The organism is Winogradskyella poriferorum (assembly GCF_036553625.1).
Taxonomy (GTDB): domain Bacteria; phylum Bacteroidota; class Bacteroidia; order Flavobacteriales; family Flavobacteriaceae; genus Winogradskyella; species Winogradskyella poriferorum.
In genome coordinates, this window is record NZ_JAZHOU010000003.1 from 463599 (window position 1) to 477654 (window position 14056).

A 14056-nucleotide genomic window follows, 5' to 3' on the forward strand; every position below is an offset into this window, starting at 1 on the left:
ATTTAAAATTAATTAAGAGAAACTAATTTATCCACACTCCAAGCTTCAGGTTTTGCATTAAATAAAGGTTTGGTTTTAGCCCAAACACTTTTAAATAATTCAGAATGTCTGTAATTATTTAAATCATTTTCAGAGTTCCAATAACTATACGTAAAAAAGATATTGGTATTGTTTTGATCTCTATATAATTCTAAAAAACTACAACCTCCAAATGCTCTAATTTTAGATTTATTCGCTTCAAAATTAGCCAAGAATTCTTCAATCTTAGTCGGTTCAAAACTCATTTTTACAATTCTTACTAACATAATTTTAAAAGCCTTTCCTAAATCCTTTTCAAAGTAAAGGACTTTCTTACTGTTGTGAAAATATTTTTTTTGGTTTTTGCGTCATCTTAGGCTTCCTTCCCTTAGTGAAGGACTGAGGCTGGGCAGGAAGTTTACTGTTACTGTATCCATTGTTTTTAAACCCATAAGCGTAGAAGCACTACCTACAGTACTACAGTTACTTTTGTAAACTGCAATCTCCAGATAACCAGATGAATTAAAGACCACTAAGCCCTTTCCTTCATCATTTCGCTTTGATTCTTCAATATCAAAATTTACAATGTCACTGTATCTGTTGTAAATTTTTCTAAACTTATGATTTCGAGCTGAGATTTCGTATTGTCGTGTTTTTTGCACTTCCTCAAAAAACTTCCTTTTAATGTTAGTAACAACATTACCATAATTATCGATGTATATAACACTCCCTATTATTTGATTTTTGTCATCATTAACAAAAGGATTTAAATTTTTTATAGGCTTAATAGTGTTAATAACTTTTCCTATAACCTCAAGAGTGCCTCCTCTTGCAATATGGCAAGCTACTTTTACAAAAACATCCAGAACAGGAAAATTGGTTTCAATTTTATCATGGATATTAATTTCAACAATTTTCTCTGGCGCAATCTCAGAGCAAATCATACTCATTATGCCATTGTTTGCACATATAAAGTAATGGTCATCTAACTTGACTGCAATGTGCTTATTTTCAGGGCTTAACTCAGAATCAATTCCTATAATGTGAATGGTTCCTTTAGGGAAACTACTGTACGCATTTAAAATAATATATGCCGCTTCAGAAATATTGAAAGGAGACACAGAATGCGAAACATCTACAATTCTAACTTCCGATAATTCACTTAATATAGCTCCTTTAATCGCACCAGCAAAGTGATCTTTTTCTCCAAAATCAGTGGTTAAAGTAATAATTGCCATGGATTAATTGTTGATATTTTTTTTAGAATTGAGGTTGTAAAATTGTTAGATTTGTTTGTACACAAACGTTACACAAAACTAAGAAAAGAAAACAGATTAACACACTAAATTAATTAGCCTTTTGAACGAACTTATTCTAGAATTAGAAGAAATTACTCCAAAGGAATTCTTCGGTGCCCAAAATGCCAACATTGAACTATTAAAAAAATACTTCCCTAAACTAAAAATCGTTGCACGTGGTAATAAAATTAAAGCCTATGGTGATGAAGATTTACTTGAGGAATTTGATACGCGAATGATGATGCTTATGAAGCATTTTGGTAAGTACAACAAGCTTGATGAAAATGTAATTGAGCGAATCTTGACAAGCAACAGTAGCGAAGATTATTCAACCTCTGCTTCAAGTGGTGAAGTCATAGTACATGGTGTAGGTGGCAAGCTTATAAAGGCCCAAACCGTTAATCAAAGAAAACTAGTAGAAAGCATTCGTAAGAATGATATGGTTTTTGCTATTGGTCCTGCTGGTACAGGTAAGACTTACACAGGTGTGGCATTAGCTGTACAAGCACTAAAGAATAAAGAAGTAAAACGTATTATACTAACCAGACCTGCTGTTGAAGCAGGAGAAAATCTTGGGTTTTTACCTGGTGATTTAAAAGAGAAATTAGATCCATATATGCAACCTTTGTATGACGCTTTACGTGATATGATTCCGCATGAAAAGTTAGAAAGCTACATAGAAAAAGGCGTGATACAAATAGCACCATTAGCTTTTATGCGTGGTCGTACATTAGATAATGCATTTGTAATCTTAGACGAAGGCCAAAATACAACGCATGCACAAATGAAAATGTTTTTAACGCGTATGGGTAAAAATGCCAAGTTTTTATTGACAGGAGATCCTGGGCAGGTAGATTTACCACGTCGTACCATTTCAGGTTTAAAGGAAGCCTTGCTAGTTCTTAAAAACATTGATGGTATAGGCATGGTTTATTTAGATGACAAAGACGTCATTCGTCATAAATTAGTTAAGAAAGTCATTGCAGCCTATAAAAGTATAGAAAACAGAGATTAATTTTTATTAGGAGCTATTTCCAGCTTTCCGCTATATCTTTTTATTTGCTGACTTCGACTACGCTCAGCCATCAAATAAAAAGGATACCGCTTCAATCTAGGCTAGGGCTCAAACTAAAAGTAATAAACACAACAAACTAATAGCTAATACCCAAAAGCTAAAAGCTAAATAAAATGAATAACACAATTACAGACACCAATTTCAACTTTCCAAATCAGAAAAGTGTTTATAAAGGAAAAGTAAGAGAGGTTTATAATATAAATGATGAGCAATTGGTAATGATTGCTACCGATAGATTAAGCGCTTTTGATGTTGTAATGCCCAAGGGCATACCTTATAAAGGGCAAATTCTTAATCAGATTGCAACAAAAATGATGAAGGATACCGAAGATTTGGTGCCAAATTGGTTAGTAGCAACTCCAGATCCTAATGTAGCAGTTGGTCACTTATGTGAACCGTTTAAAGTTGAAATGGTAATTCGTGGCTATATGTCAGGCCATGCAGCCAGAGAATACAAAGCAGGTAAAAGATTACTTTGTGGTGTGTCAATGCCAGAAGGTATGAAAGAGAATGATAAATTTCCTGAGCCTATAATAACTCCAGCTACTAAAGCAGAAATGGGAGATCATGATGAGGATATTTCAAAAGAAGATATTCTTAAACGTGGTATCGTTTCAAAAGAAGACTATGAGGTTCTTGAAGATTATACCAGAAAGTTGTTTCAACGCGGTACTGAAATTGCTGAGAAGCGAGGCTTAATTCTTGTTGATACAAAATACGAATTTGGGAAAACTAAGGACGGAAAAATTGTATTGATTGATGAAATCCATACACCAGATTCTTCTCGATATTTCTATGCTGAAGGTTATCAAGAACGTCAAGATAACGGAGAGGCACAAAAGCAATTATCTAAAGAGTTTGTACGTCAGTGGTTAATTTCTAATGGTTTTCAAGGTAAAGAAGGTCAAGAAGTGCCATTTATGAGCGATGAATACATTGAAACAGTAAGTGAGCGTTATATTGAATTATACGAAAATATTACTGGCGAAACTTTTATAAAAGCGGATGTGTCTGATATTCAGAGTAGGATAGAGGCTAATGTTTTGGGATATCTTAAATAAGATAATAGCCATTATTTATTTTACTACGAACAAGTGCTTTTGTTGAAAAAAGCATTTGTTTTTTATTCTTTTTCCTTTTCTTGAACAACTACTTTATCCTTTTTGAATATTGGAACTAGGTAAGATAAATTAAATCCAAAGCCAACGCCAAAACGACCACTATCGTAAGTTCGATTAAAACCAGGTATGTAAAGATTTTCAAAATTATCGGGAGCCGTTTCTGTGATTAAACCTTTAAGTTGCGCATTGATACCTGCGTAAAAATTATTAAATAATTCGGCTTTTATTCCAATGATAATTTCTGCCCAAATTGCCGTAAGACCAGAAAACTCTGTACCTTCTTCAACATTAAATTGCTCATTCCAATATTGATTATAGACATTATATATGCTATAATTATTTAAAGTTTGACTAAATGTACTGGCGCCACCTCTAAAGCCAACATAGATCATATTTTCCATATCTAGCCAGTTTTTGTAGAAATTAAGATCAATTCCACCTTTAAAATAACTTCCTTTTGTAGTATTACTTAAAACTTCGTTTTCTAAGGTGTATTCTTCATTTCCTAGCTCACCAGCTAAATAAATGCGTTTGGTAAGACGATAGTCGCCCATAATTTCAACTCCTGTATAGTCATCATCAAAAAAGGTACGTGCTAGTTTACTAATGTCTGCACCCAAACGAAGACCATATTTTTGTTTGTATATTAGAGTGTCCTTTACGGTTTTCTTTTTGTCTTGAGCTATAACTATTGTAGAAAACAATAGGAGTATAATAATACTCTTAATGCAAGATGCGTACATGTACTGTGTTTTCATTTTCTACTATTTCGACTGTGTCAATAAGTTCAATACCACTAATCCAAGCTCCATCATCTGAAGTATCAAAGCTTAATTGTATGTTTTTAAATATACTCTTATAACCGCAAGCTCTAGATACGTAAACAAACTCTGTTTCATAAGCAATTTCAACAATATCTATGTTTGAATTTGTGTTTACATTTTCATCAAGTCTAAGGTTAGTATCTTTTTCTAAAATAAAACGCGATGTAGTTATTTCACCTTCATTTCCAATAATTAGTGGTAATTCTAATGATGTTGAATTGGTATTGTAAATAAGTGTGCCCTCAGTATTATCATTTGTGGGATTATCAGCTAGGCCTTCACCATAGGCTGTTAGACGCGTTACAGGTTTAAGATCTTCCTGCTCGTTAACATCATAAAACTCTACCAAAAGGCGAGGTGTTGTTGGTGTGGTTTCGGCACAAATATCGTCGCGTTCGCAACTTATAAGCACCACTAAAAGAAATAGGATTATAAATTTTAACTTTTTCATCAATTATTTTTCAAACAAAACCACAGTTTCAATATGCGCTGTATGTGGAAATTGATCCACAAGACTTAGCTTTTTTATCTCATAGCCAGCTTGCATTAATTGCTCTGTATCTCTGGCCTGTGTGGCTGGGTTACAAGATACATAAACCAAACGTTCTGCATCTAGGTTTATTATTTTTTTTAAGGTTTTTGGCGCAATACCAGCTCTTGCTGGGTCTAAAATAATAGTTCTAATTTTAGTTTTGAATTCTGGATGCTCTGTTAAGAACTTACCTACATCTGCAGCATAAAATTCTAAACCTTCTATATGATTTCGTTTGGCATTTTCTTTTGCATCCTCAATTGCTGAAGCTACAATATCCACACCAACAATTTTTGCGTTATTAGATTTGCTCGCAACAATTTGTCCAATAGTTCCGGTGCCGCAAAATAAATCGAGAACAATTGTGTTGTCTACAGCATCTTTGTTTTCTAAAGCATAGTCCACTACTTTAGAATATAATTTTTCGGCACATTTCGGGTTGGTTTGAAAAAAGCTTTTCATGCTAATTTCAAAATTAAGACCTAACAGTTCTTCAACGATTTTATCTTCACCGTAAATTAAACTGATCCTTCCTGTAGTAGCAATAGTTCTATCTCCAATTTCATCATTAATGGTGTGTAATAATCCAGCAACTCTATCTCCAAATAATTCAACTAAATAGTTAGCAAATGCATCTAAATCAAACTTTTCTAAATCATAAGATGTCGTTACTAAATTGAAAAGCAGTTGATTGGTTTTGTAAGATTTTCTAACCACAAAATAGCGAAAGAAACCTTCCTTTTTTGGAGCATGCCACGGTTCTAATCCTGTATTTTCACAATAAACTCTTATAGTTTTAAGGTGGTTTTCTAGCTCTGCATCAAATAAGCCCGAATCACTATTTAGGTTATCGCCACACCACCAAAGACCACGACGTTTAAAGCCTAAAGTAAACTCGTCTACATCTGTTTTGGCTTCACGATCGTATCCAATAGCAGAAAAACCATATTCCATTTTATTGCGATAATGAAACGTGTTTGGGGAACTTACAAATTCATCAAATTTGGTTTCAATATCTTTCACTTTACCAATACGCTTAAAAAGCTCTAAGGTACTTTGCTTTTTGTAGTCGTGCTGTTTATTAATTGGCAACTGAATATAAGGCGCGCCAGGAATATCTTGGTAAGGCATTTCTACTTCATTCTCCGAAGGTTTTAAAACATCAAGTAGTTTACATTCAGCATATTTTTTACTCGATTTTTTGACCTGAGCCTTTACCAATTGTCCTGGTAATGTATTGGGAACAAAAACTACAAATTCGCCATGTTCATTTCTTATACGGCCAATGCCTTTACCACCAAAGGCATAATCTTCAATTAAGATTTCAATAGTCTCTCCGCGTTTAACAAACTTGTTTCGTTCTCGTCTTGGCATTTATTGTGAATTAGTCTGCAAATATAGTTGCATTTTAGTAATAGCTTCAAAGAATTTGATATCAACTTTGAGATAGAAATTTCACAAATATTTATTAATTTGCACACATCTAGGGATGATTTCTCTCCCACGCTGCTTTTTCGAGACTTCACCATAACTTCTACACGTGGATGCGTAAGTCTTTGAAAGAATAAAGGTAGAGTAGGAAATCGCTAAGCGAGATTTGTAATTATTAAATCTTGGCTTGGTATTACGTTTAATTTTTTAAAGATTTTTTAAAATGGCTGTTTTAGACCACATTTCGTCGCAAGAAGCGATGGCACTAGAAAATAAGTATGGTGCACAAAATTATCATCCCTTACCAGTAGTACTTAGTAAAGGAGAAGGAGTTTTCGTTTGGGATGTAGAGGGTAAAAAGTATTACGACTTTTTATCGGCTTATTCCTCATTAAATCAAGGGCATTGTCATCCAAAGATTGTAAATGCCATGACAGAACAAGCACAACGATTAACGTTAACTTCCCGAGCGTTTTATAACGATATGCTAGGTCGTTATGAAAAATATGCAACAGAGTATTTTAAGTTCGATAAAATGTTGCCGATGAATTCTGGAGCAGAAGCTGTAGAAACAGCTTTAAAGCTTTGTAGAAAATGGGCTTATGAAGTAAAAGGAATAGACTTAAACAAAGCAGAAATTGTTGTTTGTAAAAATAACTTCCACGGAAGAACAACTACTATTATATCATTTTCTAATGATCCAGTAGCTCGTAAAAACTTTGGACCTTACACAGATGGTTTTATTAAGATTGAGTACGATAATTTAAAAGCATTAGAAGATGTGCTTAGCAGCAATCCTAATGTAGCAGGTTTCTTGGTAGAGCCAATACAAGGTGAAGCTGGTGTATACGTGCCAAGTGAAAACTACTTAAAAGAAGCAAAAGCACTTTGTGAAAAATATAATGTTCTTTTTATAGCAGATGAAGTGCAAACAGGAATAGCACGTACAGGTAGATTACTTGCAACTTGCGGTAATTGTACTTGTGAAAAGAAAGATTGTTCTGGTACACCAGATGTAAAACCAGATATTTTGGTTCTTGGAAAAGCTTTAAGTGGTGGCTTGTATCCAGTGTCTGCAGTAATGGCAAATAATGAAATTATGAATGTTATTCAGCCTGGAAATCATGGAAGTACTTTTGGTGGTAATCCAATTGCGGCAGCAGTTGCTATTGCAGCTCTTGAGGTTGTAAAAGAAGAAAATTTGGCTGAAAATGCAGATTTGTTAGGGAAGATTTTTAGAGAAGAAATGAATAAGTACATTAAGGAAAGTACTATTGTAAATTCAGTTAGAGGTAGAGGTTTGTTGAACGCTATTGTTATTAATGATGATGAAGATAGCGATACAGCTTGGAATATTTGTTTAAAACTCAGAGACAACGGTTTATTAGCAAAACCAACACATGGTAACATTATAAGATTTGCACCACCTTTAGTAATGACTGAAGATCAATTATTAGAATGTGTAGCAATAATTACAAAAACGCTTCAAGAGTTTGAATAATAATTATAGTGATTAAAAAAAACCACGATTTAATATCGTGGTTTTTTTAGCTTTTGTTTTTTATCTACAACCAGCTCTTTCTGCCGCTTCATAGATTTGCTCAAGACTTTCTTTAGGAATGTTAGGGTTGTTTTCAAATAGCCCTATATACCAATCAAAGAATTCACATGGATTAAGTAAAACCCATATAGTAAAGCCAAGTCCAATAAAAGAGATAAAAAGTGATACAATACCAAATATTCTGGCATTTTTCATCGCAACGCCATTACTGTATTCTTCTGGGTTGGCATTATATTTTTTAAGTTCTTGAGTAGCAATTATAATAGCCACAATTGCCGAAATTGTACCCAAACCATAGATGCAACAACATACTATTCCTACTACAGATAAAATATAAACTAATGTTGTGTTGAGTTTTTGCATGAATTAAATTAATTAGTTAAAAAATAGTTTTAAAATATAGTTAGTAACCGCAGCGATGAGTATTAAACTTGCTAAGCCTAGCTTCATTTTTTCACTATTCTCTATTTTTTTGAACATATCAAAAATAAGAAAAACAAAAAACAGTAGCATAGGATAAAGTGCAGGATACATTAAAAATGCATCCATGAACTGACCTTTTATAAAAAATAATGCTGAACGTTGTAAACCGCAACCAATACAGTCAAAACCATAGTGTTCTTTTATAACACAAGGTAGCATGTAATCTTCTAGACTTTTTATAAGTGGAAACATAAAGCTAAATTAACCATTTACATTTATACCAGATAATATAAAAATAACTATTGTTTGCCTTACTTTTGTATATAATTATTTCGTAAAATATGAATATTTCTAGGCTAATCAATCTTATTTTTATCATTGGAGGTGGAGTTATAGCAGTCTATGCTCAAGCAGGAGGAAATCAAAATACCTATTTGTTAATAGCAGGTATTGTATGCTTAATGCTTGGAATCTACAGAACATCAAGAAATATACCGAGCAAGTTTGAAAACCAGGAGGAAGATTCTTTTGTAAAATCAGAACCAATAGAGGACGATGAAAAAAGGTGATATTGTTGAAACTATTGATGATGCAATAAGAGGTGCTGTTACTAAAGTTTCTGGGACTACCATAACGATTGAAGATACTAATGGTTTTGAGTTTCACTTTGAAAAAAACGAATTAATGGTAGTGTCATCTAATCAAAAATTAGATAATGCTATATATGATGCTGATATTGAATCGGTAAAAAGAGAAAAGGAAATTCCTAAGCGTAAAATATCACCCTCAATTAAGCCAAAGGAGCGTCATGCACCTAAATTTGAAGTCGATCTACACATACATCAACTTACAGATTCTACAAAAGGCATGACTAATTTTGATATGATGAACTTGCAGTTAGACACAGCCAGAAGACAACTAGAATTTGCTATTCGTAAGCGTATCCCTAAAATGGTTTTTATCCATGGAGTTGGAGAAGGAGTACTGAGACAAGAGCTAGAAACACTTTTAGGGCGCTACAACAATATTCAGTTTTATGATGCAGACTATAAAACCTATGGTATAGGTGCTACAGAAGTCAGAATTTTTCAGAATATAGAACCTTAGTCTTCATCGTCTGGCAAATTAAACGAGTAGGTTAAAGTGCCAAAATCTATAGCATCAGAAGACAATATTTCAAGATTAAAGTCTATAATTAAGAAATTTATAGTTACTGTTCTTGTGTAAATATTAGTATCTGTTAAGCCAGGATTACCATGGTCTGTCGTTTCTAGTGTGTTCAAATAATGAGGTATTATTGTAACACCATCAGGACCAACATTAAGGTCGTTTCGAGGGTTCATATCTTGGTCTTCATCTTCTAAAATAGTATTTACACCATCACCATCGTCATCTTCATCTAAATAATCAGGATTACCATCTCCATCTGTATCTAAGTTGTTAGTTGGATCTCCATCACCATCAATATCGTCAGTATTTATCTCGTTTATAGTTGGTACATTGTCGTTATCATCATCTTGGTCTAAATAATCCGGAGTGCCATCTAAATCCCAATCTTGAGCATTTGGAAAATCACCATTTTCATCCATCTCACCTCTGCCCTCTAAATCTGAAGGGATACCATCGTTATCATCATCCTCAATAGTTACTGTTGCAAAAGCAGTTCCAGAGGGAGCCTCATAATCATTGGTAATTGTTAAATCAGATGCTGGTATAGCATCACATAACTCATCAGTAGTTAGAGTTCTGTTATAGGTTCTATATAAAAATCGAATAGATGATCCGTTAATAGTAAAAGGTATCGGTTCATCAATAGGTGTAGGCTCTGTAAACGGATATTCTTCACCGCTACTACGAGGTATTATTAAAGATAGCGATTCACTAGGATCTTCTCTAGTATCGTAGATTTGAAAAGACTCTGTGTTATTGGTACATATATCTAGTTCCTTGTCAAATACAAGGTCTACAGTAAAAATATCTCCATCGTCACAGGCAGTTAAAAGTAGAAGGGCAAAAACTATATAAAAGAAACGCGTCATAAACTTACATTTTGAACAAAAATAATGGATTTGTAAAATTATAACGTTGCATTATCTAAATAATTTTATTTGCGATATTTTTGCACCATGAAGCAAGTATATTTAGATAATGCGGCTACAACAGCCTTACGACCAGAAGTCATAAACCGTATGACAGAAGTGCTTACCAATAGTTATGGTAATGCCTCTTCTACGCATAGTTTTGGACGTTCATCTAAAGCATTATTAGAGCAATGTCGTAAAAACATTGCTGGGTATTTTAATGTTTCGGCTTCTGAGATTGTATTTACTTCAGGTGGTACCGAAGCAGATAACTTGGCTCTGCGAAGTGCTGTTAGAGATTTGGGTGTTACCGAAATCATTACTTCAAAAATAGAACATCATGCAGTTCTGCATACAGTAGAGCAATTACAAAAAGAGTACAATGTGAAGCTTAGCTTTGTTGAGTTAGATGAACTAGGAACTGTAAACTATTCACATTTAGAGCACTTATTAAAGGATTCTGAAAAAGCCATTGTAAGCCTAATGCATGTTAATAACGAAATAGGAAATATTTTAGATATTGAGCGTGTGGCTAAGTTGTGTAAAGAAAATGATACTTTGTTTCATTCAGACTGTGTGCAATCTGTAGGTCATTTTAAGCTGGACTTACAACAAATACCAATAGATTTTTTTGCTGCAAGCGCACATAAATTTCACGGGCCAAAAGGTGTTGGTTTTTGTTTTGTTAGAAAAGAATCTGGATTAAAACCACTAATCTTTGGAGGCGAGCAGGAGAGAGGTCATCGAGCAGGTACAGAAGCCATCCATAATATAGTTGGTATGGATGAAGCGTTAAAAATAGCCTACACTAATATTGAAATTGAAGGAGATAAAGTATCTTCAATAAAAGCATATTTTATAGATCAAGTAAAAAAGGTTTTACCTACAGTAGGTTTTAATGGGGCGAGTGAAGATAATTCAAAAAGCACCTATACTCTGGTTAATGTTTGCTTGCCGTTAGATCCATCTAAAGCGCCTATGCTTCAATTTCAACTCGATCTTAAAGGTATTGCTTGCTCTAGAGGCAGTGCTTGCCAAAGTGGTAGTAGTCAACAATCTCATGTGCTTACAGAAATTTTGGATGAGGAAAAATTAAAACATCCTTCGGTAAGATTTTCATTTAGCGTCTTTACAACTAAAGAGGAAATAGACTATACGGTAAATGTTCTAAAAGATATTGTTGATGCTTAATTGATGATTTTTTCTATTGAAAAATCATCAAAATTTAGCCGACAATTGCAGGTTAAATACACGCGGAGTTAAATAGTTAGGAATTGCAAATTGACGTTTAGTATATACGTCTCTAACCCAAGTATTGGTTATAGAGTTTTGATTGTTAAACATGTTATAAATCTCAAAACCAAGAGAGAGCTCTCTAAACTTCTTTTTCCACCTTGCATTGTAAGTTTTTGTAGGATTTACAAGTTCTAAAGAAATACCTAAGTCAGCACGTCTATAATCTCTAAGTCTCACCTGAAAATCGTAAGGATCTGCATAGCTTGGTGAGCCACCAGGAACACCTGTGTTGTAAACTAAATTAAGATACATCTTTAAATCTGGCATGTTAGGTACATAATCCTGAAATAAAGCACCAAACTTTAATCGCTGATCTGTAGGTCTTGCTATATAGCCTCGATTATCAATGTTTTCTTCTGTTTTTAGATACCCAAAACTAAACCAAGATTCGGTACCAGGAACAAATTCACCATTCAATCTCATATCTAATCCGTAGGCATAGGCTTTAGCATTATTATCTGCACTATACCTAATCCTTACGTTTTCTAATGTGTATGTGTTAACATTAGATAAACCTTTGTAATATGCTTCGGTAACGAGCTTAAATGGTCTGTCCCAAATTTTGAAGCTATACTCATTACCCAAAACAACATGAAATGATTTTTGAGCCTTTACATTTGGTTGTACAACTCCAGAAGAATCTCTTAGTTCTCTATAAAAAGGTGGTTGGTAATATAATCCTCCAGCAACTCTAAAAAGCATGTCTTTATCCCAATCTGGTTTTATAGCAAATTGCGCTCTAGGACTAATAACAGTTTGTGTATTGCTATCAAGGTTTTCTCCGCCAACCGTCCAGTTGTGCAATCGTGCACCAGCATTATAAAACACTTCGTTATTTCCCCATTCTGTACGTTTGCTATATTGAGCAAAGGCTTGCATTCTGTCTATTTGTACTCTGTTTAGTGCTCTAATATCTTCAAAAGCAGTTAATGGCCCTTCGTAGGGTTGATAAGGCTGAAGATTTGGAATGCTAAAATTTGGTGGTCGAATAGAGAAGCCTGCAGAATCAATAATTTCGTATTCTACCAAACGGTCTCTAATATCTTCGTGTGTGTATTTTACAGACCATTCTACAGTAGATTCTTCATCAATTTTATAGTCTCCTCTGTGCTCTGCATTGACAATAAAGGCATCTAAATCATTACGAGCATGTGTTAGCTGAGATCCAATACCTTCGCTAAATTCTACTTCACCTAAATTTTCATCTCCTATATTGGTGTTAACTTCACCAAGTCTGTATTGTGCAAAAATATCGAAGTACTCTTGCTCTAGTGTATGATACGCAGAACCAATAAATTTTAATGTAAGGTTGTCGTTTACAAAATAATTGGCCTTTAAAGCACCAAAATAAGTTTGATATTCGTCTTCTTCATTACCATCATAAAACACTAATAAAGCAACAGGTTCTTGTAGTGTGCCAAAATTAGTCTGTCTGTTTTCTGGTTGAAAATTATATTGGTTAAGAGAAATGTTTCCAAGAAAATTTAAATGAAACTTGTCTGAAAAACGATAGGTTAAATACGTTTGAGCATCTGCAAAAACAGGCTCTACATTACCTTCGGTCTCAAGACTGTTGAGAATTAAACTGTTATCTCTGTAACGAACACCAGCAATGCCTGAGAATTTACCATCTTTAGATACGGCTTCAGCAGCAACACTACCACCTAGTAGGCTTAAGTCTGCTCGCATTCCAAAAGCTACTGGATTGCGATACGTAATATCGAGTACAGATGATAATTTATCTCCATATTTAGCTTGAAAACCACCAGCAGAAAAATCGACATTAGACACTAGATCTGTATTTACAAAACTAAGTCCTTCTTGGTTTCCGGAGCGTATTAAGAACGGTCTGTAAACTTCAATTTCATTAACATAAACAAGGTTTTCATCAAAATTTCCACCTCTTACAGAATATTGTGTGCTTAATTCGTTTGATATATTAACTCCAGGCAAGGTTTTTAGAATATTTTCTATACCAGGTTGAGCACCTTTTATGGTTCGTAGTGTTTTTGGATCAATATTTACAACACCATCGTCATTTTGTCTTGTGTTGGTCGAAATGACAACTTCAGCAATTTGTTCTGCTTCAATTTTCATAACAGGATTAAACTCTATTTCCTGCCCATTTTTTAATTGAAACTTTTGTACGATTCTACTATGACCTAAATGAGTGAATTCTATGGTTACTTCAACATCAGAAGGTATTCTAAGCTCATAAAAACCATTTTGATTAGTTGCTGCACCATCTCCAGAAGAGGCTTTTATATTTACACCTTCAATAGGCTCATTGGTTTCGTCAAGAATAACACCTCTAATTATAGAGGATTGTGAAAAAGAAAGTGCACTAAAAAGTAAGCCAAGGAGCAGTGTGAATTGTAAGCGTTTCAATTAGTTTA

General features: G+C 33.9%; 15 protein-coding genes. 6 read left to right on the forward strand and 9 right to left on the reverse strand.

Features of this window, described 5'->3' with window-relative positions; genetic code table 11:
• Nucleotides 1-8: 8 nt before the first annotated feature.
• The gene (locus V1468_RS11650) at nt 9-305 is read right to left on the reverse strand and encodes a putative quinol monooxygenase (protein WP_331810408.1); all 297 of its coding nucleotides are present in this window, start codon (nt 303-305) and stop codon (nt 9-11) included.
• 81 nt (nt 306-386) lie between these two features.
• Nucleotides 387-1256: an SAM hydrolase/SAM-dependent halogenase family protein gene (locus V1468_RS11655; protein WP_331810409.1), complete on the reverse strand. Its 870-nt coding sequence runs from the start codon at nt 1254-1256 to the stop codon at nt 387-389.
• A 121-nt stretch (nt 1257-1377) separates the two neighbouring features.
• On the opposite strand from V1468_RS11655, the gene V1468_RS11660 reads away from it, so the two are divergent.
• Together V1468_RS11660 and V1468_RS11665 are read left to right on the forward strand one after the other, a co-directional pair.
• Nucleotides 1378-2331, forward strand: a complete 954-nt coding sequence (locus V1468_RS11660; protein ID WP_331810410.1) for a PhoH family protein — start codon at nt 1378-1380, stop codon at nt 2329-2331.
• 173 nt (nt 2332-2504) lie between these two features.
• Nucleotides 2505-3452, forward strand: a complete 948-nt coding sequence (locus V1468_RS11665; RefSeq protein WP_331810411.1) for a phosphoribosylaminoimidazolesuccinocarboxamide synthase — start codon at nt 2505-2507, stop codon at nt 3450-3452.
• A 62-nt stretch (nt 3453-3514) separates the two neighbouring features.
• Here V1468_RS11665 and V1468_RS11670 read toward each other — a convergent pair whose 3' ends face one another.
• Genes V1468_RS11670 through rlmD form a run of 3 tightly spaced genes read right to left on the reverse strand, consistent with a single transcriptional unit; the run spans nt 3515 to nt 6242 of the window.
• Complete coding sequence (locus V1468_RS11670; RefSeq protein ID WP_331810412.1) at nt 3515-4270, reverse strand: DUF6048 family protein; 756 nt, start codon at nt 4268-4270, stop codon at nt 3515-3517.
• Complete coding sequence (locus tag V1468_RS11675; RefSeq protein WP_331810413.1) at nt 4236-4787, reverse strand: DUF6452 family protein; 552 nt, start codon at nt 4785-4787, stop codon at nt 4236-4238. Before V1468_RS11675 ends, V1468_RS11670 begins: the two co-directional genes overlap by 35 nt.
• Before the next feature lie 3 nt (nt 4788-4790).
• Nucleotides 4791-6242, reverse strand: a complete 1452-nt coding sequence (gene rlmD / locus V1468_RS11680; RefSeq protein ID WP_331810414.1) for a 23S rRNA (uracil(1939)-C(5))-methyltransferase RlmD — start codon at nt 6240-6242, stop codon at nt 4791-4793.
• A gap of 280 nt (nt 6243-6522) precedes the next feature.
• On the opposite strand from rlmD, the gene rocD reads away from it, so the two are divergent.
• The gene (gene rocD, locus V1468_RS11685; RefSeq protein ID WP_304145796.1) at nt 6523-7800 is read left to right on the forward strand and encodes an ornithine--oxo-acid transaminase; all 1278 of its coding nucleotides are present in this window, start codon (nt 6523-6525) and stop codon (nt 7798-7800) included.
• 60 nt (nt 7801-7860) lie between these two features.
• Here the strand turns inward: rocD and V1468_RS11690 are convergent, their stop codons facing one another.
• Nucleotides 7861-8223, reverse strand: a complete 363-nt coding sequence (locus V1468_RS11690; RefSeq protein WP_304145794.1) for a CCC motif membrane protein — start codon at nt 8221-8223, stop codon at nt 7861-7863.
• A 12-nt stretch (nt 8224-8235) separates the two neighbouring features.
• Nucleotides 8236-8535 (reverse strand): DUF2752 domain-containing protein, encoded by a 300-nt coding sequence (locus tag V1468_RS11695; RefSeq protein WP_331810415.1) that lies wholly within the window; start codon nt 8533-8535, stop codon nt 8236-8238.
• Nucleotides 8536-8624: 89 nt separating this feature from the next.
• Between V1468_RS11695 and V1468_RS11700 the strand changes: the two genes are divergently transcribed.
• The gene (locus tag V1468_RS11700; RefSeq protein WP_331810416.1) at nt 8625-8852 is read left to right on the forward strand and encodes a hypothetical protein; all 228 of its coding nucleotides are present in this window, start codon (nt 8625-8627) and stop codon (nt 8850-8852) included.
• Nucleotides 8839-9390, forward strand: coding sequence for a Smr/MutS family protein (locus V1468_RS11705; RefSeq protein ID WP_331810417.1), 552 nt, complete (start codon nt 8839-8841; stop codon nt 9388-9390). The genes V1468_RS11700 and V1468_RS11705 overlap by 14 nt, the downstream gene beginning before the upstream one ends.
• Here V1468_RS11705 and V1468_RS11710 read toward each other — a convergent pair.
• Entirely contained in the window at nt 9387-10322 is a 936-nt protein-coding gene (locus V1468_RS11710; RefSeq protein WP_331810418.1) for a hypothetical protein, read from the reverse strand. The two genes, V1468_RS11705 and V1468_RS11710, sit on opposite strands and share 4 nt — an antisense overlap.
• 87 nt (nt 10323-10409) lie before the next feature.
• Here V1468_RS11710 and V1468_RS11715 point away from each other — a divergent pair, with 87 nt between their 5' ends.
• Nucleotides 10410-11555, forward strand: coding sequence for a cysteine desulfurase family protein (locus V1468_RS11715; protein WP_331810419.1), 1146 nt, complete (start codon nt 10410-10412; stop codon nt 11553-11555).
• Between the two features lie 27 nt (nt 11556-11582).
• Here V1468_RS11715 and V1468_RS11720 read toward each other — a convergent pair whose 3' ends face one another.
• Entirely contained in the window at nt 11583-14048 is a 2466-nt protein-coding gene (locus V1468_RS11720) for a TonB-dependent receptor (protein WP_331810420.1), read from the reverse strand.
• Nucleotides 14049-14056 lie beyond the last annotated feature (8 nt).

Excerpts from the sequence above, each read along its gene's own strand:
- V1468_RS11650 (WP_331810408.1), bottom strand. The coding sequence starts at position 305 with ATGTTAGTAAGAATTGTAAAAATGAGTTTTGAACCGACTAAGATTGAA.
- V1468_RS11710 (WP_331810418.1), bottom strand. The coding sequence starts at position 10,322 with ATGACGCGTTTCTTTTATATAGTTTTTGCCCTTCTACTTTTAACTGCC.
- V1468_RS11690 (WP_304145794.1), bottom strand. The coding sequence starts at position 8,223 with ATGCAAAAACTCAACACAACATTAGTTTATATTTTATCTGTAGTAGGA.
- rocD (WP_304145796.1), top strand. The coding sequence starts at position 6,523 with ATGGCTGTTTTAGACCACATTTCGTCGCAAGAAGCGATGGCACTAGAA.
- rlmD (WP_331810414.1), bottom strand. The coding sequence starts at position 6,242 with ATGCCAAGACGAGAACGAAACAAGTTTGTTAAACGCGGAGAGACTATT.
- V1468_RS11715 (WP_331810419.1), top strand. The coding sequence starts at position 10,410 with ATGAAGCAAGTATATTTAGATAATGCGGCTACAACAGCCTTACGACCA.
- V1468_RS11705 (WP_331810417.1), top strand. The coding sequence starts at position 8,839 with ATGAAAAAAGGTGATATTGTTGAAACTATTGATGATGCAATAAGAGGT.
- V1468_RS11700 (WP_331810416.1), top strand. The coding sequence starts at position 8,625 with ATGAATATTTCTAGGCTAATCAATCTTATTTTTATCATTGGAGGTGGA.
- V1468_RS11675 (WP_331810413.1), bottom strand. The coding sequence starts at position 4,787 with ATGAAAAAGTTAAAATTTATAATCCTATTTCTTTTAGTGGTGCTTATA.
- V1468_RS11665 (WP_331810411.1), top strand. The coding sequence starts at position 2,505 with ATGAATAACACAATTACAGACACCAATTTCAACTTTCCAAATCAGAAA.
- V1468_RS11655 (WP_331810409.1), bottom strand. The coding sequence starts at position 1,256 with ATGGCAATTATTACTTTAACCACTGATTTTGGAGAAAAAGATCACTTT.
- V1468_RS11695 (WP_331810415.1), bottom strand. The coding sequence starts at position 8,535 with ATGTTTCCACTTATAAAAAGTCTAGAAGATTACATGCTACCTTGTGTT.
- V1468_RS11670 (WP_331810412.1), bottom strand. The coding sequence starts at position 4,270 with ATGAAAACACAGTACATGTACGCATCTTGCATTAAGAGTATTATTATA.